Raw genomic sequence first — 22,963 nt, forward strand, 5'->3', positions numbered from 1 at the left:
GTTCTATAGAAATCATATATTAATTTTAGATATGAAGTACATGGCATGGTACTCACTATTTATGTTATAATGCTTGATAATTTACATAAGGGGATTTTACCGTGATAGAGTATTTGCCACGTAGTAAACAACACTCTGAATTGTATTTAACTCAGTTTGGCATAGAGGAATGCATACCCGGTCACTTTTTTGGACCTGCTATAAGAGATCACTACTTGCTCCATTATATTTTGGACGGAGAGGGTACCTTTGAGGTCGGTGGATTCAGCTACCGCCTGCGGAAAGGACAATGGTTCCTAATCTGCCCGCAAGTCATCACTTATTATCAAGCCAATGTAGTAAATCCTTGGTCTTATTGCTGGTTTGGTTTTAACGGGTTACTGGCAGAAACACTCCTCAAGCAGGCAGGCCTGACGATGATGTCCCCAATCCTTTACTTTGAAGGAGAGCACCTGATTTATCAGTATTTGCAGCAAATGAACGAATCAAGTGAGTATCATAAAGCTCGGGAAACCAGACTGACCGGTCTGCTTTACTCAATGCTATCGGAGCTAATTGAGTTCAGTCCGGCAACGTTCTCTGGACAAAAGGAAGGTCGGGCGGAAATTTACGTTGAAAAAGTGAAGGATTTTATCGAAATGAATTATGCTCAGAAAATTACCATTGAGCATATTGCAAATTTTATCGGACTCAATCGGAGTTATTTATGTTCGTTATTTAAACAACGAGTAAACACAAGCATTCAGGACTATCTGATTCGCTACAGGATCAACAAAGCTTGTGAAATGATGGGTAACGCTGAACTTTCGATAGGCGATATTTCCCGTTCAGTCGGCTATAATGACCCTTTACTCTTCTCAAAAATTTTTAAAAGGGTAAAGGGATTCTCTCCCAAACATTATCGAGCCGAAACCCATGCTCAAATGCAAAACGACTACTGAAATTACCAGTAGAAGCCTCTAACGAATAAAAGAGGTCAACCAGAAAACTGGCTGACCTCTTTTATGTTTATTTTGCAGTTTGTCCTTCCAAATAAGAAACAGGTTCTTTAACCTCTACTTTGGTACCGCCAAATTCATCCTTAATGTACTTTTGAGTATCCTCGTTATGATAGAGATCCGCTAATTTTTGTAGTCCCTTATCGTTTGCCTTATCCGATGAAGTTACCAGAACGTTAATATTGTTCTTTGTCGCCTGACTGATCTCTTCGTGGAACAAGGAATCCTTCAGTACGTTCAGACCGCCTTCTAAAGCAATCGTGTTCCCGATCAACACCAAGCCTACATCTTGAATCACGCGCGGACCTGTTTTGTCGTCGATGAGTTCAAATTTCAGGTTTTTAGGATTACTCGTAATATCATTGACTGTACCTAAAGCATCATTAAAGTCAGCTTTAAGTTTAATCAAACCGGATGCTTCCAACAGCTTCAAACCTCTTGCTGTATTCGCCGGATTGTCCGCCAAAGCCACCAACGCTCCGTCGGTCACTTCATCAATACTTTTGAACTTTTGCGAATAAATCCCCATCGGCTCCAGATAGGTGGTGGCTATCGCCTTCAAATCGGCTTTGCTCTCTTTGTTATAGCTCACCAGATACGCCCACGATTGGAATGCATTCACGTCCACATCGCCTTGTTTAGTCGCATTGTTTGTTTCGATTCCACCGTTAATTTCCTTTACTTCAATATCCAGCTTGGCATCCTTGGCGGCCTGGGATTGAGCAATATGCTTCCAAATCTGCGCGTCAGACCCCATGGAGCCAATGACTACCTTTTGTGTTTCCGCACCGGAAGCGGAGCTGGAGCCATTACTGTCTGTACTTTTATTGCCGCATCCTGCAGCTACGAGTAATAAACTAATCCCTAATAGTAAAACGAACGATTTCTTCATGTTGTTTTCCCCCAGATCATGCTAGTATGCTAGTGCATCGTCATTCCACCTGTAACATTAATCGCTTGTCCTGTCATATATGCGGAGAGCGGACTTGCCAGAAACAGCACCACATTGGCGACATCCTCTACCTCGGCGGTTCTCCCCAATGGTACCTGCGAACAATCTTCTTCATATATCTCCTGGGCGGTCATTCCGCGAATGACGCCCCCTTCAATCCGCTCACGATGCTTCATCGGCGTTTCTACGATACCTGGACAAACCGCATTCACCAAAATTTGATGCGGAGCAAGCTCAATGGCCATCACCTTGGTCAAGCCGAGAACCGCATGTTTGGATGCACAATACCCGCCCATAGCCCGATATCCATTTTTTCCAGCCTGTGAAGCAATTTGGATAATTCGCCCCGGTTTACGCGCATCCACCATTTCCTTGGCAAACCGTTTGGACGCTACATATAGCCCGGTTGAATTGATTGAAAATACTTTCTCCCAATCAGCCAACTCACTATCAATGACATAATCCATCGTAGAAGTACCTGCGCAGTTCACCAATATGTCAGGAACTCCCGTTTCGCTGATTAGCAGATTGCACCATCTTTCGATATCATCCGGCTTGGATATGTCCAATTGAGTTTCAACCAACTGTGAATTGACCACTCTATACGGTTCTTCATATGAAATATCAGCAGAAATCACCTTAGCTCCACTTTGAATGAAAAGCTCTACAATCCCCTTGCCTATTCCCGACTTACCGCCTGTCACTACTGCTGTCTGATGAGATAGGTCTATTGAAATCATAGATTTTAAAATACTCTTTTGAAAGGATCGCGGCTAATGCCAGCCTCCAAAACAATCTTCACATATTCCTGCGCGGAGAAAAGAGAATGGTCCTTATAGTTTCCGCATTCCAAAGCAGTAACAGCCGGTACTTCTGTCGTTTCCAGAATTCTCTTCAACGTTTTTTCCAAAGCAAGTGCAATTTCCTCAGGCTCGTGTTCATTCCATAAAATCAAGTAGAATCCCGTTCTGCAGCCCATAGGAGAAATATCAATAATTCCCTTGATTTCGTCTCTCAGATACGTCGCCAATAAATGCTCCAGCGTATGTACAGCAGCTGTTGGCAGTGCGTCTTCATTCGGTTGCAGAAATCTCAAGTCATACTTTTGTACCGTGCTTCCTTTTTCATCATGCTCTACTCCCGCTGCTCTTACATAAGGAGCCTTTACAATCGTGTGGTCTAATTGAAAGCTTTCTACTTTTGCCATTTTGCTCATCCTCATTTTCTGTAATTTATATTTTTGATCTAATAACGACTACTCAACATTTGTGCTATTTTCGAAAAAATTTAATGCTTTAAATCAGCATTTTTGCAATTATACATCGGATTACTCGGTTTTACCACTATAATTATTATTTTATTTCTTATTTCTTTGTCTGTCTCTCCTTTGCCTGTACGTTTTGACATAGTGTACAATATATACGGTAATCCATTTTTACGAAATAGATCGAGGACATCGTAAGCCTCATTTAGGAGAATGCTCTGTGAATGAACCGGATTGGAAGCACTTGAATGCCGTCCCTTTGCCCTTGCAGGAATTTCAGCTACAGCTGGACCAGAACAGTGTTGACGCCAAGCAACTAGAGGAATGGAGAAAGATTCCCGTCCTTTATCAACTCGCTCTGGAGGAATTAAAGAACAAAATTAAGCTGATCCAGACGGAATGGAAGCTAATAGATGGTTTTAGCCCGATTGAGCACATTAAAACCCGGATCAAAGAACCCCACAGCATTGTGGAAAAGGTTCGGCGCAAAGGGCATGAGGTCACCCTGGACAATATATTGCGTGAAATTCATGATATCGCAGGCATGCGCGTGGTATGTGCTTTTGTCAAAGATATCTATCGTCTGATGGATCACCTCCGCACACGGGAAGACATTCGGATTCTAGAGGTCAAGGACTATATTGCCCATCCTAAGCCCAACGGCTATCAGAGCCTACATGTTATTGTGGAAATTCCACTGATCCTGTTTGAGGGCACACGCTGGATTAAGGTCGAAATTCAATTGCGCACATTGGCTATGGATTTCTGGGCCAGTATGGAGCATATTTTGTACTATAAGTTTGATAAGAAAGTGCCCGAACACGTGGTTAACGGGTTGACCGAAGCTGCACGTGCAACCTACGAACTGGATCAGAAAATGCTCAAATTGCGTGGCGAAATTTTATCGCTTAGCGAGGAACAGGATGTGGAAGAGGCCTCGGTCAAACGAGCCGAGGAGTCAGCTTTGAAGGCACTTTCCCTCCCCGCAGATCACGCCACTTCTCGGTCGCAGACGTGCTAGGCATACAGGCACAGGATAACTAAAGCATTCAATCGAGGCTGTTCCCTCTCTCGTGCTGGAGCTTAGGAACTTATGTATGATGTATAAATAAAGAGCCGTCAAAACCACTATGATCATGGTTTTGACGGCTCTTTTATATATTTTTTAATCCAATATTACTGCTTCTCGTGAATCTCTGTGCTGATTTTCTCTACGATGTCCGAAATGCTGAATGATCCCAGATCGCCTTCGCCCCGTTTACGCACAGCTACAGTACCGGTTGTTTTTTCATTTTCCCCGATAACGAACATGTATGGAACCTTCTCCAATTGTGCTTCACGGATTTTATAACCAAGCTTCTCATTCCGAGTATCCACTTCGACGCGCAGACCCGCTTTCAGCAACGCTTCCTGCACCTCATTGGCAGTCTCGATATAGTTCTCGGATACAGGCAACAGCTTCGCATGAACAGGAGCCAACCACAATGGGAATGCACCTGTAAAATGCTCAGTCAGAATGCCCATGAAGCGGTCAATCGAACCGTAGATGGCACGGTGAATAACGACTGGACGGTGCTTCTGGTTGTCCTCGCCCACATAAGTGAGGTCGAACTTCTCAGGCATTTGGAAGTCCAATTGGATTGTTCCGCACTGCCAGCTGCGTTTGAGTGCATCGAGAATGTGGAAGTCAATTTTCGGACCATAAAAGGCTCCATCTCCCGCATTAATACGGTAGTTCATGCCCAGATGTTCCAGCACGTTTTGCAAAGCTTGTTCCGCTTGATCCCACAGCGCTGGCTCACCCATAAAGTCATCTGGACGAGTGGACAATTCCACTGTGAATTCAAAGCCAAACACACTGTACATTTCGTTAATCAGCTTGATTACGTCTGTAATCTCTTTTTCAATCTGTTCTGGTGTCACGAAAATATGCGCATCATCCTGACAGAATGTACGAACACGCATCATACCGTTCAACGCACCGGACAGCTCATGACGATGCACTTGTCCAAATTCGGATATACGAATCGGCAGGTCGCGATAAGAATGAAGTTCATTTTTAAACACAAGCATATGCCCCGGGCAGTTCATCGGTTTCAGAGCAAATGTAGTTTCGTCTACTTCGGAGAAGTACATGTTTTCTTTGTAATGGTCATAGTGTCCTGATTGTTCCCACAGACGGTTGTTCATCATCAGCGGTGTACGTACTTCCTCATAGCCATGCAAACGTTGAATGTCACGGGAGTAATCTTCCAGCGCAGTACGGACAACCATACCTTTAGGCAGGTAGAACGGCATGCCCGGTGCTTCTTCGGAGAACATGAACAGTTCCAGTTCTTTACCCAGCTTGCGATGGTCGCGTTTTTTCGCTTCCTCCAGCAAGTGCAGATGCTCATCCAGTTGCGCTTTCTTCGGGAATGCTGTTCCGTAGATCCGTTGCAGCATCTTGTTGTTGGAATCGCCTCTCCAGTATGCACCCGCTACACTTAACAGTTTGAACGCTTTGATACGGCCAGTTGATGGCAGATGTGGACCACGACACAGGTCAAAAAATTCGCCTTGATCATAAATCGTAATTTCCGCTTCTTCCGGCAAATCACGGATCAGTTCCAGCTTCAATGGATCTTCCAGTTCACCAAAAATGCGAGTGGCTTCCTCACGGCTGACCACACGACGTGTAATCGGCAGATTTTCCTGCGCGATCTTCGTCATTTCCTTTTCGATCTTCGCCAGATCGTCAACGGACAATGGGTTTTCGATATCAATGTCATAGTAGAAGCCGCTGTCGATGACCGGACCAATCCCCAGCTTCACGTTTTTCTCACCGTAAATGCGTTTGAGCGCCTGTGCCAGCAAATGCGCTGTACTGTGACGATAAATTTCCAGGCCGTCCGCACTGTCCAGCGTAATAATTTCAAGGTCAACGTTCTGATCCAAAACGGTGTTCAGATCTACAGCCTTCCCGTTCACTTTACCTGCTACTGCATTCTTTTTCAGACCGGAGCTGATCGAACCCGCCACGTCGGCGATGGATACACCCTGCTCGTACTCGCGTACGGCTCCATCCGGCAATTTCACTTGAATACTCACGATTAAAGCCTCCATTTCAAATTGTGTGCTATATCAAAATTGAACGCAAAAAAACGCCTCTCTCCCTCAAGGGACGAGTGCGTTCAGCTCGTGGTTCCACCCTAGTTCGGCTCGCTACTGTACGTACATTCATGTTCATCGGAACATGCTCATGCACGACCTGCGTGGCCCTCCATTGGTATCCGTTAACGGGGATAAATCGGTGGGCGCTTACTGATGTCACTGCCACCTTGCACAGTTACATGTTCAACGTCACGGCTACAAAGGGGTAACTTCACATGCGGTTGCCGGAAAAGCTCTCAGCCTTGGCTTTTCTCTCTGAACGGCCCTTCAAGGAAATCATGTCTTTGGTCAATGCCTTGAATATTACTATATGCTACAGCATTATAGTTCAAATTCACAGGTATTTCAAGTGGGCGTTTATGTAATTTTATGCCCGTTATTGATCATCTGGCTGTGGAGACGAATCGGCTTATATTTACACACCACTAAAACCATTGTAAAATCATTTTATCTAGACGATACCGTACAGAAAGAGAGCGCGAGAGATGCCTAAGATTATTGTCACAGAAGAACAATGGATTCAAAAAGGAATGGAACGTTTTGAGCAGGGTGGAATCGATCAACTTGTTGTTGAAAAAATGGCCGCTGCTTTAGGGTGCAGTAAGAGCAGTTTTTATTGGTATTTTAACAATCGCAGCAGCTATATTCGACAGATTGTAGAGACATGGAAGGCACAGACGACGCAACAGGTTATGGCCGCGTCCATCACCCATGCTGCCGCAGATGAGCGGATTCGAGAAGTGCTAACCCAGATGTTCGGCAAGACGAAACGGGGAGATTTTCTGTTTTATCTACGCAGGCTGTCATTGAAGGATGATAGTTACCGTGCTTTACTCGATGAAGTTGAACAGATGAGAATGGAGTTTATGAAAGAGCTTTTAATCCAGAAGGGAATGCAGGCAGAGAAAGCCTTTCAGAGATCATGGATATTGTACCATTACTACTTGGGTTGGTATGAGCGTCACAAGCAAGAGACGTTAAGTGAAGAAGCCATTCAGCAGCATATTCATATGATTTGGACAGAGTGGATTTCAAATTAAGGAGGGAAGTCAGATGTTGGAGTTACTTACATGGGCAGTTGGCGGAATTTTATTTATACTGAGCGGCATGCATGTATATTGGGTATTCGGCGGACAAACAGGCGCTAAGGCAGCGATCCCAAGCACGGGAACGGATTTGCTCTTTAAACCCTCCAAAATAGGGACATCAATTGTTGCCATTTTACTAGCTTTAGCCGCTTGGTTCGTTCTGGAGTTAGGGAGAGTCGTACCATTTCAGATTTTCCATTTCTTTTATTCCTATGGTGCAGGCTTGTTGTCGTGTTTATTTATTTTACGTTCTATAGGAGATTTCAAATGGGTAGGGTTCTTCAAGAGAAAAAAAGGAACGGTTTTTGCAAAATGGGACACCGTGCTCTACTCGCCCCTTTGTTTTCTCTTGGGAACAGCCATTTTAATGATGATGCTTTTACGTACGGCGTAATTTTAAAACTGATCTTTACCCGTTTTGTTTCTTTCGTACGTCTCCACTCGTTTCTTTCTCAGTGAAAAAGTACAGTAAAGCCAGCACAGGCAAGATGACTCCAATCAGAGCACTTAAATTCCAACCACCTAATGCGTAAGACCAACCACCTAATGATGATCCAATCGCTCCACCTATGAAAAAGATAGACATGAATAATCCGTTCAGACGCCCTCTCGCTTCACTTCCCAAGGAGTAAATAACACGCTGTCCAAGCACAAGATTTCCCGATACAGCCATATCCAGTGTAATGGCTGAAATAAAGAGAAGTATGAGCGCAACCGTCGAATGACTTTGAAAAATATAGATGACCAAAAAGGACAAGGCGGCAATGACCATAGCTAGCCCGGTTAATACTTTGCTCCAGCCTTTGTCAGCCAATCTCCCGGCAATCGGAGCAGCTATTGCGCCGCCTACACCTACTAAAGCAAACAGTGCAATCCCTTGCTGAGACATGCCAGAAATCATCCGCCAAGCGTAGAGGAACAACCGTCCAAAACAGGCTGAAGGCGCCAAATAAGCAGGCTTGATACAGGGCACGCCGGCGCAATGCAGGCGTTTGTTTGAACAGAGTACCTAGTGAGAAAATCAGTTTACTGTAAGATACCGTAGGCACAGGCTTGCGCTCCGGAAGTGCTTTCGACAGGAGAATCGTCAACAACGTCAAAACAATGGCTGACATAATAAATACGGCTTGCCATCCCCAGATGCTGGTTATGAAGCTTGCCAATGGACGTGCGAACATAATCCCTAGCAGGAGTCCACTCATAACATTCCCTACAACCCGTCCGCGCTGCTCTTCGGATGCTAAATAGGTAGCATACGGTACTAATATTTGGGCAACTACAGATCCAACTCCAATGAACAAGGATGCAGTAAGGAACAACGTGGCATTGGGGGCGAAGGCAGCAACGAGCAATGCACAGACTGTAATGATGAGCGATACAATCATTAGACGTCGATTTTCAATAATGTCACTAATCGGTACGATAAACAGCAATCCCACAACATAACCGATTTGAGTTAAGGTGACAATGAAGCCCGCTGTTGTGGAAGAAAGACCCAGCGCCACATGAATAGGCCCTACCAGAGTTTGAGCATAGTAAAGGTTGGCAACAATAAGGCCACATGCTGCTGCCAACAGAAACATCATCCAATTTGAAATACGGTTACCTTCTACGGCTTGTTGTTCTCTTTGCATGATAATCCTCCTCAAGAATTTAAATACTGAACGTATAGTTCGTTAATTCGATAATCAAATAATATACTGAACGTTTCGTTTTGTAAATAGGCAAATTCAAATTTTTATTCTTACCCGATATTTGATATACTGAACGTATAGTTTACTTTTCTATGTTTTCTTATATCTATGTAAGAAGGTGAGCATTCCAGTGCAGAGTAAAAGAGGACGTCCGCGTAATGTTGAGTCGCAAAAATCTATCCTTACCGCTTCTTATGAACTACTGTTGGAGCAAGGATTTGGGGCTGTTACGGTAGAAAAAATTGCTGAGCGAGCAAAAGTGAGCAAAGCCACCATATATAAATGGTGGCCTAACAAAGCTGCCGTAGTCATGGATGGTTTCTTGTCAGCTACCATGGCAAGATTGCCCGTACCCGACACAGGTCGTGTATTGGACGATATTCTTATTCATGCTACGAATTTAGTACGGTTTCTAACCAGTCGAGAAGGTAAAATCATTACGGAGTTAATTGGTGAAGGGCAACTTGATCCAGGATTAGCAGAGGCATACCGAACACGATATTTCCATCCTCGAAGACTTGAAGCCAGGCATCTAATTGAGCGGGGAATTGAGCGCGGGGAATTGAAGGAGCATCTCGATGTTGAATTATGTATCGATCTCATTTATGGGCCGATTTTTTATCGATTGCTGGTAACTGGTTATCCATTAGACGATGCCTATGTGCGACAATTAGTCATGAATGCGTTTGAAGGGATTAGCTTGGACTGAATTGCGAATGCCATATAAGCGGCGACCGTTCTCCCGTGCAATAAACCCTCAGACTGCACCAAGCAGCCACCACAGAGTATTCTCTGAAAATGGCTGCTTTTTTCTTTTTCCTTTTTCTTTTACCCGCCGATCCTCTATGCTAACTCCTGATTTATTTATTCGTCAGGATCTGTACTAATCTTTTGCAGTAAGTCGATTAGAAGGTCCTCTTCCTCTTCGGATAAATTGCGGGCAAGACCGGCATTGAGCTCGTCCAATATCCCTTGTAAGACAGGAGCGAATTCTAACGCCTTGGCCGTAGGAGACACAAGTTGGGAACGACGATCATTGGGGTCCGTTTTACGTTCAATGTAGCCTGATTCCTCTAATTGTTTTACAGAGCGTGTCGTGGTTGCCTTGTCAAATTTAAGTTCATTCGTCAGCTGCTCCTGTGTAATGCCCGGCCGCTGCAAAATCAGCTTTAGGAAACTGTGTTGTCCCCCACTGCCGATTCCATAAGGAGCCAGTTTTTTGGACAGTATTTTTTGATTTCGACGGTACAGGTGGGAAATTAGCTTTCCAATCGGTTTTTTTCTCATCAAATACACCTCATTGGCTTGAAAATGGCAATCCCCAGCTGGGACCAAAACAAAGTTTACAATACTATTGTTGCGCACGCAACTAATTTGCTGTACACTAGAACCGTTCATTTAGTTGCGCATGCAACTAATAAAAAGGGCTTTCAACGATAAAGAGGTGTTCATAATGAGTTCAACTGCTACAACTGCTGCAACCTATCAAGAGAATATCGAAGTTCAGAAGAAACGTTGGATGATTTTGATTGTTTTAAATCTGTTTACGTTTATGTCCACTTTGGATGGAAGCATTGTTAATATTGCTCTTCCTGTGTTGTCTCGCACGTTACATTTACCCGTGGCACAAATTGAATGGGTGACAACCGCCTATTTAATGGCGATATGTACCGCTATTTTATTTTTCGGCAAGCTGGGGGATATGGTCGGTAAAATCAAAATATTCAAAATCGGCACAATCATATTCATTCTCGGCTCCCTATTGTGCGGTCTTAGCTCTTCACTCTCCCTATTGCTGATTTCCCGCATCATTCAGGCCATTGGAGCATCCATGACCATGGCGAACAGCCAAGGGATCGTAACAGATATCTTCCCGTCCACTGAACGGGGCAAAGCGCTTGGCCTCATCGGAACCTTCGTTTCTCTGGGCAGTATCGCCGGGCCGAGCTTGGGCGGTATTATTGTCTCCTCGCTGGGCTGGCAATACATTTTCTGGGTCAATGTACCGATAGGCCTGGTCGCTGTCTTTCTTGGCTGGAAGCTGCTACCGAAGGATCTGATCAAGGTGAAGGATAAGGTTGACATTCCCGGCAGCCTGGTGTTTGCCATTTTTATTCTGACCTTGTTCGTCGGATTGTTGCTGGGACAGCAGGTCGGGTATGGAGACGCACGTATTATTGCTTCACTGGTGGTGGCTGTAGTTGCTTTTGCCGTATTCATTCGGTTAGAATTGCGTCGTCCACAGCCACTGTTACAGCTCGCACTATTCAAAAATCCGCTGTTTTCGCTCAGTATTTTGTGTGCTTTTCTGGTGTTTGTCGCTAACTTCTGCTTTAACATCATTTCGCCTTTCTATGCGCAGAATATGCTGAACTTGTCGCCTTTTTATGCCGGATTTCTGCTGATGTTGTTCCCCATCTCTATGGTTATTGTGGCCCCGCTCAGCGGTGCGCTTTCCGATAAAATCGGGTCTGAACTGCTCACTTTCGCCGGGCTGGTCGTTATGGTCGTTGCCCAAATTGGATTAGCCCAGCTGCATGCAGGCAGCTCCATCCCGCTCGTCGGTCTGTGGATTGCCATGCTGGGTATTGGCAGTGGTTTATTCCAATCGCCAAACAACTCGCTGATTATGTCCAAGGTACCCCGCACACAGCTCGGCTCAGCCGGAAGTGTTAATTCGCTGGTGCGCAACGTCGGTATGGTTGTAGGGATCACGCTAGCCACATCCATTCTCTTTTATATTATGAGTAAAGAGGCTGGTTATCGGGTCACCGGCTTAGTTCCGGGTCATCCTGAAATTTTTCTGTCAGGCATGCATGTAGTCTTTATGACGTCTGCCTCCATCTGTCTTGTGTCGGCATTGTTAACAGGCTGGAGGCTGATCGGGGCTAAACGGGCAAGAACGCAACAAGAAAAGAGTTAGGGCCTCCTTACACTTCTACTAAACGCCCATTCTCTCTCCAGGATTGCAGTATTTTCTCAAGTACCCACTGATTCTTGTATCCGTCATCGAACAGCGGGGCTCGGTCCACGAACTCCCCCCTTGCCAGCTTAACAAAATCGCCATCGGCTGTATGATTATAGGTTGGTGGAACAGCCCAATTCTCGTATTCGGCATCCGGGTGTTCCAGGTCACGCAGCACGATGCGAATACTTTCCGGATTATTGAGACTAGCGTGCAGCGTACCGAGCTCGCCGTAGATATCCACTTCGATATCGTGACGTTTGCCGATGGCATTTTTGTGAGTGATGAAGGTACCCACGGTATTATCGCCAATGATGCCATGAAAAGCGGCGAGATCTTCCACATCCACTTTTACAGGCAGACCCGTGACCGGATCGGGCCGCTCAGGTGTAATGATATGTAGCAGCGCCGCGACGCTTTTAAATTCACCAATCAGAAAACGGGCCAGATCAATAATATGTGAGGCAGTATCCCCCAGGACTCCAGAGCCGGCCTTGGCTAAATTGTGTCGCCATGTATACGGATGCTGACGATACGGTGAAAATGAATCCATTAGATAGCGGAATTGAATATTGTAGATTTTACCCAGCTTATGCTCTTCCAGCAGTTGCTTGACATATTGGAAGGCCGCTCCGTAGCGATGCTTGTAGTGAACCAGCAAAGGCACTGGATTCGCAGTATACAGCTTTTTCAATTCACCTGCCTCAGACCACGTGAGCGTCAATGGTTTTTCTGCCAGTACAGCTTTGTGTTCTTCCAGCGCAATCCTAATAATGTCAAAATGCACATCATTGGGTGTCAGCGACAGAATCGCATCTACCTTTGGGTCACGGATCAACGCTTCATAATGGGAGTACCGCTTGGAAGCAGGCAGTTGCAATTGCTCTCCGATGACTTGAAGGCGGTTCGCATTTACATCACTAACGGCCACAATCGATACCCCCGACATGCTGTGTAATGATCTGATGTGATATTCAGCGATCAAGCCCAAGCCGATGATCCCCACCCGAATGGGTAGGATTGGGGAGGTAAAGGTACTCATATGTTCAGAATTCCCTTCTTTGCAATTTGGTTTGATATCTGGAGCACATTTCTTTTTGCTATGCAGTATCACCCTTACCTTTGTAGAATAGTCCCCACCAAGTGAATACAATTCCCCGTAAAAAAAAAGAATCTGCAGCTCCGTTGTCCGGTTTTGCAGATTCTTTGTACCTCTTCTCTATATTAACTACATCATTTCGACTACATCAAAAATGTACCTACGACAAAAGATACCCCGATGATGATTGAGCGTAGCAGTTGTGCCAGAGCCACATTGCCTTTAGCAATTTCCTCGCACACCTTGGTACGCGGCGTTACCAGATCAAAAATCACATAGACCAGGCACAGCACTACAATGCCTACGGCCGACCAGGTCAGCATATCGAGCCATGAATGGCTGCTATACGACACCATTCCCACGATGATACACAGGCCTAGCAGCTTTGCCCCCATGTAGATACCTGCCGCTTCATTGCCGCGTGCGATTTCCTGATTATCGTTATAACGTGTCAGCAAGCTGAACACAAAATAACCTACGATTAAGATGGCAAACAAGATAAGCAGGCCGATACCTACATTACCCAATGCGTTGCCCAAACTGATATGAGAGTCCAATTTTTTTCCTCCTTATGATACTTATGAATAGGAACAGATCTGTTCGAATAGTGTACATTGTGCAATTCAGCTTATACAGCGGGTGGATTAGAAGGTTCGTTGGCAACGGCGGCAGCGCAATAATAGGCCATATCCCCTGTTACCTTTTCACCGATTCGCGGCAGGACCCCCGCAAAACGCCCCCCGATCACGAATATGCCTGTCAGCACGTAGCCGTGAAATAGCCCTTCCTCGGTCTGCACCTCTGCGCTCTGCATGGGCCACAGCCGCTGATAAATCTTAGGCTGTCCCTCGTAATAAGCGGCAATATGTGCGGCTTCCTCCTGTTCAGGCGTTAGTGGAGCATCAACTTGATGAAGCAGATCAGGCTGGTCAGCCTTCACATTTTCAACCACTCCCAAGACGCCTTCCAGTCTCTCCTCGGGTTCAGGCTGCTCAATCAAATGCGTCCCTTTACCCTCTCGTCCCCATATACCTTTCGCCACATAAGGCTCTTGATTTTGCAGAAACACGGATGGCTCAAAATATGTAGGTAGCAGGTAGGTTCGTATGACCTCCAGCTCCCGGTCGTCAAATAAACGAAAACCGCAGAACGCTGGTGTCTGCTCATTGCGCTCGTACAGCGACCATACGGTTGCGGTGAACCCTTTGCTCTGGGTAATGATATGCTGCGGCGGATTAATTAGTCCTATTTTCCCGTCTGCCACCATATCCATTAACGCCTGCCCCACCTCAAGCCCCGTGTCCTCTTCCCGATCATCAATCAGGTATTCCAGCGGATACAGGCGATAGAGGATGTGAATCTGCTCTCCCCGGTGATACAATCCTTCGTTCGGGATAATTTCCAGTTCTTCCAGTGGCGCATAAACCACTTCAAACCCGGCTTGTTCACATAAACGCATGATATATTTGGTATTCGTCTGATCCTCGATATGCCAATCATAGCAAGTGAAGTGCACCTTTGTCCCTAAACCCTTGCGGTTATAAAAATGAATGAGCTCCGTCAAGGCAGACTGAATCGCCTCATCCATTCCAGATGAGGGTCCATGTAGAGCAATGTCATCCCTTGACATTCCCCCACTATGCAGCACCTCAAGCAGCTTTCCTTCGAGATAAGCCACCTCGGGAATCCCGGTTGGGGTATCGGTGTTATTCTCAATGCACTTGATCCCCGCTTCCCCCACAATCCAGTCCTGTCGGGTGATCCCATCCGGCGTGGCCTCCATACGTGCAGCACGCAGCAAGCTGGATGAATTCCCAACCGCTCCACCAGGTATTCATCCGGCATATAGCGCTGGATGAATTGCTGAACCTTGCGATAAATACGATGTACCGCCTCAGAAGCAGCCTGAAGCTCTACCAGCTCGCTTTCCCGATACACCGTTAAGGCCGGCACGCAATAGGACTTGCCGTACATGCGATGGTACGGAATCATACGGCTGATTTCACCCTGAAAAAGCTCGTCATGTTCATATGGTAATTGCCGAATCGTACGCATGCTCATCTTAACCCCCAGAAAAAAAAGCCGCTGTGTGAGCCGCTGCTGCCAAAACCACTGTGTGAGCTGGAAGATGAAGACGAGCTCTTGCGATAAGAACTGGAAGATGAACGGCTGCTATGATATGAGGAGCCTCCGCTATAATAGGTCGATCCGCCATAATAATACCCGCTGCTGCCTGAATCCCGGCAGGCCGTTTGCTCCGATACAGGAAGCTCGTCGCAGTCATAATATTCGTCGTCACCGCAACCCGTCAGAGCGGCCGGGACAGCCAGCATCAGGGCAAAGGCCGCCATCCGTGCACGAGAGCCGGGCTTGGATTTCATGGTTTCCCAAGAATGCTCCATCACAGATCGACCTCCTTCACAAACAAATGCACCTTTTTCAGCTGAGGGTCCAATACTGAATATATAAATTCGTATGTTTTGCCACCCAAAACCGTATAGTGATCCAGTAGCCGCTGGGCTAGCTCCAAGGTAAATACCGAACCTTCCCGCTGATCCATGCTACGGAACGCAGGCTCATGCCATACCCAGTACATGGCGCTGAATGTGGAGCTGTAGCCTCCCTCACTAGCCAGGACGAGGTCTGTGATCGACGCGCCGTAAGGCTTCGCACGTTCCCCCGTAAATTCGGTTACATAGACGGAATGATCCGTATGCTCCTCACTTTCATTCGAGATATGCGCCCACAGCTTGTCATGGAGACGCGTAGCGTCTACAAGCTTGCGCAGGAACAGCTCATCTCCCGATACGGACTCCCGTGTTAGGCTGCGCAGTTCCTTTTGAGTGTCTTCTGACCATTCGCGATACGTTAATGAATAATAAATGATGATTCCCTTCCCTTCCTGTACGCTTCTGTCATGAGGTTTACTATAAATCCAAGCATCTGTCGTCGTTCACTATACGAGATTCTACCTTGAAAAGGTTCAATTTGGAAGAAAAATACGACAAAAAGCCGCAATCCCCAGGATTACGGCTTGGTTGTAGCGGTTATAGTTTGATATTGCTTTCGTCGAAATACTCCTCAAGTGTCAGCCCCTGCTTGGCTACATCCTCTGCAATGTCTACTCCCACATAACGGATATGCCAAGGCTCGTACACATAGCCGGTCACATCTTCTTTACCCTTCATATAACGAATAATAAATCCGTATTCCGGTGCATGTTGTTCCAGCCATTCACCTTCCTTAGAAGCACCGAAGGATTGCTCCAGCTCATTGCCTACGCTGGGGCTGGATACGTCAATGGACAATCCCGTCTGATGCTCACTCGTACCTGGTACGGCGCTGACTTTAGAGGCATATTCCTGCCCCTTTGTCTTTACATTGTTGTTGAAAATAGACACCTGACGCTTATAGGAACGGTATCCCGATACCGCACGCAGCTCAATGCCGTCCTTTTTCGCACCGTCGAACAGCTTCTCCAGTGCCTCTGCCGCTTCCTTACGCAAATGCCGCTTCTCATGCGGTCCCTCGAAGGAAAAAGGCACCTGCGGCTCCACCAGATCATCCGGGACATAGCCCACAGGCAAGCTGCGCTTTTTGTTCACAACGACTGTATCTGAAGTCGCATTGGTAACAACCGCTGTTCCATCCTCTTCCTTAACCGTAGCTTGCAGCGCACTCTGGCTCCGCAACGCCATTACAGGGTCAGCTTGTCCGCTTCCAGTACCCGCGGTGGCTTGTCCAGCGCTAGCGCTGCCATTCCCCGCATCCGGCTGGGTGGAAGGCTGTACATTCTCCTGTACCGCTGTAGACGATTTTAATGGCTCACTTTCCTGTCCACCTGATCCTCCTTGCTGGCACGCTGCTAGCAATAGGCCCGGCAGGATCAGCCCCGGAATAAGCGCTTTAGTCCATCGCTGAGATGTGCGCGTCTGTTGTATATGTCGTTTCATGCTGGTATCTCCTCCAATATTGCAATTGATACATGACTTGCAGTGACTTTTCCGTTTCCCCATTGTAACTGAACTTTGGACACACTTCGAAGCTGTTATCCTATCCAATGAAGGTGAACAGTCTCGAAAAAGGAAGCATATCCCCGAATTGTTACGGATTATGACGTTTTTGCGGGATTGCAGCCCGAGCTCGCTCGGCTACCCGTTCACGTATGAGTTTCAATGCTTCTTCAGCACGGGGTAACCTCGGCAGCAAAGACGTAATATCAGTTTCCTTCTTGAAAGCAAGTTTCTGTGGCAGATGGATTTCAATGGCATGAAAGCCTGCTCCGGGACGATGCAATGCTCCTTCAGCTGCGGATTCTGCAATCCATTCGCTAATTGCTGCCGATCCGCTGCGTCCGCCCTCCGCGCGTGAGGTAGGCTCAAGCGCGGGGGAGGTTCTCTGCACATGGGATAACTCTCCAGCCCAAGCACTAAACACGTACTCCAGCAGCTCTTCCGGCGTCATTCCGATCAACGCCGGACAGTGTTGGGGCTCGTTTTTCAGTCCAGCCTGAAGAGCTTCCTTCACGTCTTCGACTGCACCCACTCCATTCTCTCTGCTGGAAACGGCGGTCTCAGCTGCGAGTTGAACAATTTCATCCAGCGACAGGCAGGCTTCTCCTTTCAGGAGACGGTAGATGTCCAAAGGCTCCGCTTTTAGCTGCTCCAGCCATGCCCCTCGCTCTTCCAGGTTCAGTACAGGCACTGGGCCAGTCCATTGGACGGGTTGTGCGGAAGGTACACCCGTCGATTCACCTTCCGGCCCATTTCCGTCAAATCCCACGATCCATCGACCGTCAGTTACGTCCAGCTTCACTCGCGGTCTCGTCATCGCCTTCATCCTTTCTCTGCTCACTCGATCCATACATCATTTTGCAACGCAATCAGACCACGCAGTTCATCATCAGACATTTCGGTGAGCCAATGTTCACCCGAGCCGACAACCTGTTCGGACAGTGCCTTTTTGCTCTCGATCAGCTCATCGATTCTTTCCTCCAGTGTCCCCTGACAAATCAACTTGTGCACTTGTACATTGCGACTTTGACCAATACGGAATACCCGGTCTGTCGCCTGATTTTCCACCGCAGGATTCCACCAGCGATCATAGTGAATGACATGGCTGGCACGCGTCAGGTTCAGACCCACGCCACCTGCACGCAAGGAAAGTACGAATATATTCGGTCCTTTTCCCTGCTGGAAGTTGTGAACCATTTCGTCCCGTCTGGTTTTCGCCAGTCCCCCATGCAGGAAATATGGCTCTTCTCCCAAAATTTTGGCCAAACGGGAAACCAATAGTTCTCCCATCGACACATATTGGGTGAAAATCAGCGCCGATTCATCGTTCTCGCGAATGGTTTCTACCAATTCCAGCAGTCGCTCCATTTTGCCCGAGTTTTCGGCTTTACTGCTGTCAGCACGGCCTGGAATAATTAAACCCGGATGGTCACAGATTTGCTTCAACTTGGTCAGCGACGACAGGACAAGCCCTTTGCGGGCCATACCGACTTGTCCATCCAGTGTTCCCAATAATTGATCCACCACGCCGCGGTATAATCCGGCCTGCTCTGGTGTCAGTACGCAATAGGACTTCAACTCCAGCTTCTCTGGCAAATCCTTGCGGATATCCGGATCGCTTTTGAGCCGACGCAGCATGAACGGGGAGACGAGACGATGAAGCTCACGCAACGCGGACCCCCGTTCCTCTCCTGCCAGACTGTACCGCTGGCGGAATGAAGACGCTGTACCAAGATACCCTGGATTCAGGAATTGGAAAATAGACCACAGTTCGCTCAAGCGATTCTCTACCGGAGTACCTGTCATGGCAATCCGATGTGGGGCGGACAACTTCATGACGCTTTGTGCCTGCTTAGTGCGTGCATTTTTTTATATATTGCGCCTCATCCAACACGATGGAAGACCAGTAGACCGCAGATAAATCGCTGCCGTCCCGGCCCGCCAAATGATAGGTAGTGAGGACGATATCATACTCGCGTACATTTTCCTGAAACTGCTCCCCGTGGAGTCGCTGGTTGCCATGGTGAATATAAAGCGACAAATCCGGTGAAAAGCGCTTCAATTCCCGCTGCCAGTTGCCAAGCAAGGACGTCGGACAGATGATTAACGCCGGACGCTGATCCTCTGCTCCGATGCCACCATCGAGCAGACAGGTAATAACCTGAATCGTTTTACCCAGCCCCATGTCGTCCGCCAGGCACACACCAAAGCCCAATCCGCGCATCGCAGCCAACCATTGAAAACCCCGCTCTTGATACGGCCGTAGTGCACCATGCAGCGTCTCCGGCACAGGACGCGGCTCTACGGAACGGAGTACCCCTCCCTCAGCCAACGACGCAAGCAATCCGGCGGATTCCGCGCCAAAGATAGACAAGCCCTTCCATGAGGCCTCGCCTGCACTTTCATTTTCCGCAGCCAAATGCATCCATTCGGACAAGCTCATTTCACCGTTTTCTCCGCGCTTGATAAAGCGCAGCACCTGACGAATTTCCTTGGGGTCTACCTCGATCCATTCCCCTCCGAGACGTACGTATGGCAAATTGGCCGCGACGATGCTTTCCAGTTCCTCCATCGTCAAGGCCGTATCCCCCAGCACAGCCTCGGCATCAAACGAAATCATGCGGTTAATGCCAACGGCCGATGTATCGGCGATCACACCATCTGGCTTGGCCCCCTGCTCTGTCGAGCGCATTTTAAGCCGCAAGCCTGCACGTCTTCGTCCCTCTCGGCTCCAGCGTGAAGGCATTTGCACAGTGATACCGTTCTTTTGTAAAGAAGGTACGGCTTCCGTCAGGAAGCGGAAGAACATCTCCGGCTCCAGGGTCAACCCCTCGGGATAAGGGCGGTTTAATGCTTCCTGCAATATAGGTGCCGCTTCAGCCGCCTGTCCGAGCCTCGTCAGCAGTTGCGCCTGCACTTGACGGTACACAATTTCACCGCGAACCAGATCACGTTCAGGATATGCCCACAATGCCAGAGCAGGCAGTCGTAATCCGGGCTCTGCATCGCTTTCTGCCCAAAAGGTAATGCGCCATTCCTGGATACTCTCTTCCAAAGAAGGCTCCAAACGAAGGCACAGACGCAATTGCCCTTCAATGGGTTCCTTGGCTTCCCGTTCGGTGACAGGCATCGTGCTTCCCTCAAGAGAGGACGCCTGAAGAACCAGCTCCTCCATCTCAGCAGGCGTTCCCTGAATCGCAACCTGACGCGAACCCGTCAACAGACTGTTCCACCACAGCTCCGCCAGCGGTGATCCTCCGCGCCGATAATCTGCCCGATATCGTCCCAGCTCACGATCTGACGCAGCCAGCACCGCGGTCGTTTCTGCATGAACGACCGCACACAAGAAGGAATACAGCACCATTCCAGCTGCATCCTCACGTGTTTCTGGCTCCTTGCCCGCAAAAACGGCCGGAGCTGCCATACAAACAGCCGGCATCGCAGCTGCCAGCTCATGAAAGCGGCGGATGTCCTCCTCTTCGCGAAGCCGAGGAATCCACACCCCTACCGCCGCATCCGGACCGCGTCGTCGCGGTCCAGAGGGACGCGCCTCTGTAAGTGATGGCACGATTTCGCCCCGCTGCATCAGCTCCAGTGCAAAATAAGCAGCCTTTTGCCAATACTGCATTTCCTCGCCAAGCGTAATGCCCGAAGCCGCACAGCCCTTCTCGTCCAAGCGAGTCAGCAGAGCCATCGTCTCGCGAGGTTCCAGTGCCAGACCCTCCAGCGTACGCCCCAGCATGGAACGTCTTTTGCCACCTCTGCCCGCGGTTTCCACGCGAGCATTGTTAGGTATCCGCACCTCGGCAAGACGCAACGCAGCCTGCCGAAACGGCCGAAGGTCTCCCTTCAGCGTCAGCCTGCGGATCACACTGCTCCACGCATCAATACGTGGTTCCGACGTCTCACCAGAAAAGCAAAAAAACACATCTCCGAGCCATATTCCATAAAGCGGTTGATTCATATCTGTCTCCCGTCCAGCCTTTTGAATTATTACTCTTCATCATATACGAAAACGGGCTCTTTTCAAAACTTTATCACAAAAATAATTGGAAAGTCATACGTTAATAACCTTAAATATTCATGTAATTAACAATTAAGAGACTTATCCTTCCTGATCGGCCTCATCATCCTTCAGATAAGGATTCAGGCTGTCTTGCAGCAGCCGTTTGACTTGCATGCGCAGCTCTTTCGGATATATAACCTCGGCCTCCGGCCCGTATTTTAACAGAAGTCTGGATACATATTTAAACTCTTCGACCGGGATATGTCCGTACCATTCCTGACCCCGCGATTTCTCATGAGAAACATTTTGGAAGAGGGGGTCTGATTCCGCCAGCCGAGCACCTAATGGTGTAAATTCTATTTTTGACGGAATTCCCGTACGCGAATCCTCCGCAGTCAACCATTCCTTAAGGGTGGGAAGGCCGGATAAGGTGTCTTCCAGTATGGTCATTGTCATCACTCTGTCTGAGCGGTACAAAATGATCCGATCTCCGCTTTGCGCAGGCATGTACCAATATCCGTGATCAAAATAGAGCCCCACCGGATATACTTTCGTCCACTTGTCCCCAGAAGCGGAGCGGTAAAGCATGTTCAACCGACGTTTATTCAACGCAGCCTCCAAAATGAGCGAGGTGTAGGGTGATTCTGCGTGAGTCGGCATCATCCGAAAAGCGATATAGTCCTTGAATTGATCGATGCTATCCCGCACATCCTGAGGAAGCTCGGCATAATAGTGCTCGGATAAATGCTCCCGCACCGACCCGAAGGGGATGTCCGGGATATTTTCCAGCAGCTGCAGCATGAGAAAAAGACCAAAAGCCTCATCGCGAGCAAGATGAAGGGGAGGAAGAAGTCGATTGGGAAGTGCCCGATAGCCGCCATGAGGTCCGGTTTCGGTATACAGGGGTAACCCGGTCTGCTGCAAATAGTCGAGATCTCTTTGAATCGTCCTGACGGAGACACCAAACCGCTCGGCCAGCTCACGTGCCGTATATTTTTTTCGGGAATCCAGTATCCTCATAAGTGCGATTCTGCGTTCGTTCATAAGGTACTCCTCTAATAAAAATAAAGTTTAAACGATTATTTTACTACGACAAAGTATGTCATAAATAGATTGTAACATAGGTGATAGAAAGGAGTGATGAACCATGGATGCTATAAAATCCAACAAAGTCGTATTGTATATTGCCGTGAGTCTTGACGGGTATATTGCACTGCCGGATGGCTCGGTGGACTGGCTGTTTGATGTCAAAGGGGATGGTGGCGACAATGGATATGCCGACTTTTACGACACTGTAGGCACGCTACTGATGGGCAGGCTGACGTATGAAGAGGTATTGAAGCTTTCCGATGATTTCCCCTATGCTGGCAAGCCTTGTTATATACTCACCCGGTCTTTAGCGAAGCATGAGCAAGCACCGCATGTTACATTTACGGACGAGGCTCTGTCTGAGCTAGTTCCGCGTCTGCAAAAACAATCGGAAGGTTTGGTATGGCTAGTAGGTGGAGGTCAGTTAGTTCAGGCCTTCATGCAGGCTGGACTGCTGGAAAAGGCGATCATTGCGATCATTCCTAAAGTGCTTGGACAAGGAATACCGTTATTTCCAGAAGGAACACTGCCAAGTACATTTGAACTCCAAGAAATAGAACGCCGCGGGGATATTGTACTGCTTTATTATAATGTATAATTATGTTAACAAAAAAAGCCTTCGGATGTTCAGGATCATGCAAT

Annotated in this window: 19 protein-coding genes and 3 pseudogenes; 7 read left to right on the plus strand and 15 right to left on the minus strand. The window is 47.7% G+C overall.

The window, feature by feature from the left end:
* The first annotated feature begins 101 nt into the window (after positions 1-101).
* Complete coding sequence (locus C400_RS0120275; RefSeq protein WP_026065480.1) at positions 102-941, plus strand: AraC family transcriptional regulator; 840 nt, start codon at positions 102-104, stop codon at positions 939-941.
* 67 nt (positions 942-1,008) lie between these two features.
* Here C400_RS0120275 and C400_RS0120280 read toward each other — a convergent pair whose 3' ends face one another.
* The 3 genes from C400_RS0120280 to C400_RS0120290 are packed head-to-tail and all read right to left on the minus strand — an operon-like array spanning position 1,009 to position 3,157.
* Entirely contained in the window at positions 1,009-1,890 is an 882-nt protein-coding gene (locus tag C400_RS0120280) for a MetQ/NlpA family ABC transporter substrate-binding protein (protein ID WP_016819515.1), read from the minus strand.
* A gap of 29 nt (positions 1,891-1,919) precedes the next feature.
* Positions 1,920-2,690 (minus strand): SDR family NAD(P)-dependent oxidoreductase, encoded by a 771-nt coding sequence (locus tag C400_RS0120285; RefSeq protein WP_017428017.1) that lies wholly within the window; start codon positions 2,688-2,690, stop codon positions 1,920-1,922.
* Positions 2,691-2,695: 5 nt separating this feature from the next.
* Positions 2,696-3,157: an S-ribosylhomocysteine lyase gene (locus tag C400_RS0120290; RefSeq protein ID WP_013369209.1), complete on the minus strand. Its 462-nt coding sequence runs from the start codon at positions 3,155-3,157 to the stop codon at positions 2,696-2,698.
* A gap of 277 nt (positions 3,158-3,434) precedes the next feature.
* Here C400_RS0120290 and C400_RS0120295 point away from each other — a divergent pair, with 277 nt between their 5' ends.
* Positions 3,435-4,235, plus strand: coding sequence for a GTP pyrophosphokinase (locus C400_RS0120295; protein ID WP_016819513.1), 801 nt, complete (start codon positions 3,435-3,437; stop codon positions 4,233-4,235).
* A 155-nt stretch (positions 4,236-4,390) separates the two neighbouring features.
* Here the strand turns inward: C400_RS0120295 and thrS are convergent, their stop codons facing one another.
* Entirely contained in the window at positions 4,391-6,304 is a 1,914-nt protein-coding gene (thrS, locus tag C400_RS0120300; protein WP_017428018.1) for a threonine--tRNA ligase, read from the minus strand.
* A gap of 548 nt (positions 6,305-6,852) precedes the next feature.
* Here thrS and C400_RS0120310 point away from each other — a divergent pair.
* Positions 6,853-7,407 (plus strand): TetR/AcrR family transcriptional regulator, encoded by a 555-nt coding sequence (locus C400_RS0120310; RefSeq protein ID WP_017428020.1) that lies wholly within the window; start codon positions 6,853-6,855, stop codon positions 7,405-7,407.
* Positions 7,408-7,420: 13 nt separating this feature from the next.
* Positions 7,421-7,849 carry a DUF3995 domain-containing protein gene (locus C400_RS0120315; RefSeq protein ID WP_017428021.1) on the plus strand — a complete coding sequence of 143 codons (429 nt, stop codon included), beginning with the start codon at positions 7,421-7,423 and terminating at the stop codon, positions 7,847-7,849.
* A gap of 15 nt (positions 7,850-7,864) precedes the next feature.
* Here C400_RS0120315 and C400_RS0120320 read toward each other — a convergent pair.
* Positions 7,865-9,089, minus strand: a pseudogene (locus C400_RS0120320) (MFS transporter).
* A 190-nt stretch (positions 9,090-9,279) separates the two neighbouring features.
* Here C400_RS0120320 and C400_RS0120325 point away from each other — a divergent pair.
* Positions 9,280-9,858 carry a TetR/AcrR family transcriptional regulator gene (locus C400_RS0120325; RefSeq protein WP_017428022.1) on the plus strand — a complete coding sequence of 193 codons (579 nt, stop codon included), beginning with the start codon at positions 9,280-9,282 and terminating at the stop codon, positions 9,856-9,858.
* A 155-nt stretch (positions 9,859-10,013) separates the two neighbouring features.
* Here the strand turns inward: C400_RS0120325 and C400_RS0120330 are convergent, their stop codons facing one another.
* Complete coding sequence (locus tag C400_RS0120330; protein WP_017428023.1) at positions 10,014-10,436, minus strand: MarR family winged helix-turn-helix transcriptional regulator; 423 nt, start codon at positions 10,434-10,436, stop codon at positions 10,014-10,016.
* A 166-nt stretch (positions 10,437-10,602) separates the two neighbouring features.
* On the opposite strand from C400_RS0120330, the gene C400_RS0120335 reads away from it, so the two are divergent.
* The gene (locus tag C400_RS0120335; protein ID WP_017428024.1) at positions 10,603-12,072 is read left to right on the plus strand and encodes an MFS transporter; all 1,470 of its coding nucleotides are present in this window, start codon (positions 10,603-10,605) and stop codon (positions 12,070-12,072) included.
* Between the two features lie 7 nt (positions 12,073-12,079).
* Here C400_RS0120335 and C400_RS0120340 read toward each other — a convergent pair whose 3' ends face one another.
* From C400_RS0120340 to C400_RS0120380, 9 genes and pseudogenes are all read right to left on the minus strand, one after another.
* Complete coding sequence (locus C400_RS0120340; protein ID WP_017428025.1) at positions 12,080-13,156, minus strand: Gfo/Idh/MocA family protein; 1,077 nt, start codon at positions 13,154-13,156, stop codon at positions 12,080-12,082.
* Between the two features lie 200 nt (positions 13,157-13,356).
* Entirely contained in the window at positions 13,357-13,770 is a 414-nt protein-coding gene (locus C400_RS0120345) for a DUF350 domain-containing protein (RefSeq protein WP_016819503.1), read from the minus strand.
* Between the two features lie 71 nt (positions 13,771-13,841).
* Positions 13,842-15,274 (minus strand): annotated as a pseudogene (locus C400_RS0120350) (glutathionylspermidine synthase family protein).
* Positions 15,271-15,615, minus strand: a complete 345-nt coding sequence (locus C400_RS0120355; RefSeq protein ID WP_017428027.1) for a hypothetical protein — start codon at positions 15,613-15,615, stop codon at positions 15,271-15,273. Before C400_RS0120355 ends, C400_RS0120350 begins: the two are co-directional and overlap by 4 nt.
* Positions 15,615-15,809, minus strand: coding sequence for a hypothetical protein (locus tag C400_RS0120360; RefSeq protein WP_016819501.1), 195 nt, complete (start codon positions 15,807-15,809; stop codon positions 15,615-15,617). The genes C400_RS0120355 and C400_RS0120360 overlap by 1 nt, the downstream gene beginning before the upstream one ends.
* A gap of 451 nt (positions 15,810-16,260) precedes the next feature.
* Positions 16,261-17,166: a M15 family metallopeptidase gene (locus C400_RS0120365; protein WP_016819500.1), complete on the minus strand. Its 906-nt coding sequence runs from the start codon at positions 17,164-17,166 to the stop codon at positions 16,261-16,263.
* A 151-nt stretch (positions 17,167-17,317) separates the two neighbouring features.
* The gene (locus C400_RS0120370; protein ID WP_017428028.1) at positions 17,318-18,043 is read right to left on the minus strand and encodes a hypothetical protein; all 726 of its coding nucleotides are present in this window, start codon (positions 18,041-18,043) and stop codon (positions 17,318-17,320) included.
* 20 nt (positions 18,044-18,063) lie between these two features.
* Positions 18,064-21,190 (minus strand): annotated as a pseudogene (locus C400_RS0120375) (DEAD/DEAH box helicase).
* Positions 21,191-21,331: 141 nt separating this feature from the next.
* On the minus strand, positions 21,332-22,276 hold the full coding sequence (locus C400_RS0120380) for a helix-turn-helix transcriptional regulator (RefSeq protein ID WP_017428029.1): 945 nt from the start codon (positions 22,274-22,276) through the stop codon (positions 21,332-21,334).
* Positions 22,277-22,379: 103 nt separating this feature from the next.
* Between C400_RS0120380 and C400_RS0120385 the strand changes: the two genes are divergently transcribed.
* On the plus strand, positions 22,380-22,919 hold the full coding sequence (locus C400_RS0120385) for a dihydrofolate reductase family protein (RefSeq protein WP_017428030.1): 540 nt from the start codon (positions 22,380-22,382) through the stop codon (positions 22,917-22,919).
* The last annotated feature ends 44 nt before the right edge of the window (positions 22,920-22,963 follow it).

It is taken from the genome of Paenibacillus sp. ICGEB2008 (genome assembly GCF_000307675.1).
Taxonomy (GTDB): domain Bacteria; phylum Bacillota; class Bacilli; order Paenibacillales; family Paenibacillaceae; genus Paenibacillus; species Paenibacillus polymyxa.

What these genes read in the sequence shown, in the direction of transcription:
- C400_RS0120335 (WP_017428024.1), top strand. Translation starts at nt 10,603, where the DNA reads ATGAGTTCAACTGCTACAACTGCTGCAACCTATCAAGAGAATATCGAA.
- C400_RS0120385 (WP_017428030.1), top strand. Translation starts at nt 22,380, where the DNA reads ATGGATGCTATAAAATCCAACAAAGTCGTATTGTATATTGCCGTGAGT.
- C400_RS0120365 (WP_016819500.1), bottom strand. Translation starts at nt 17,166, where the DNA reads ATGAAACGACATATACAACAGACGCGCACATCTCAGCGATGGACTAAA.
- C400_RS0120380 (WP_017428029.1), bottom strand. Translation starts at nt 22,276, where the DNA reads ATGAACGAACGCAGAATCGCACTTATGAGGATACTGGATTCCCGAAAA.
- C400_RS0120360 (WP_016819501.1), bottom strand. Translation starts at nt 15,809, where the DNA reads ATGTACTGGGTATGGCATGAGCCTGCGTTCCGTAGCATGGATCAGCGG.
- C400_RS0120285 (WP_017428017.1), bottom strand. Translation starts at nt 2,690, where the DNA reads ATGATTTCAATAGACCTATCTCATCAGACAGCAGTAGTGACAGGCGGT.
- C400_RS0120340 (WP_017428025.1), bottom strand. Translation starts at nt 13,156, where the DNA reads ATGAGTACCTTTACCTCCCCAATCCTACCCATTCGGGTGGGGATCATC.
- C400_RS0120280 (WP_016819515.1), bottom strand. Translation starts at nt 1,890, where the DNA reads ATGAAGAAATCGTTCGTTTTACTATTAGGGATTAGTTTATTACTCGTA.
- C400_RS0120290 (WP_013369209.1), bottom strand. Translation starts at nt 3,157, where the DNA reads ATGGCAAAAGTAGAAAGCTTTCAATTAGACCACACGATTGTAAAGGCT.
- C400_RS0120315 (WP_017428021.1), top strand. Translation starts at nt 7,421, where the DNA reads ATGTTGGAGTTACTTACATGGGCAGTTGGCGGAATTTTATTTATACTG.
- C400_RS0120370 (WP_017428028.1), bottom strand. Translation starts at nt 18,043, where the DNA reads ATGACGAGACCGCGAGTGAAGCTGGACGTAACTGACGGTCGATGGATC.
- C400_RS0120330 (WP_017428023.1), bottom strand. Translation starts at nt 10,436, where the DNA reads ATGAGAAAAAAACCGATTGGAAAGCTAATTTCCCACCTGTACCGTCGA.
- C400_RS0120355 (WP_017428027.1), bottom strand. Translation starts at nt 15,615, where the DNA reads ATGGAGCATTCTTGGGAAACCATGAAATCCAAGCCCGGCTCTCGTGCA.
- C400_RS0120310 (WP_017428020.1), top strand. Translation starts at nt 6,853, where the DNA reads ATGCCTAAGATTATTGTCACAGAAGAACAATGGATTCAAAAAGGAATG.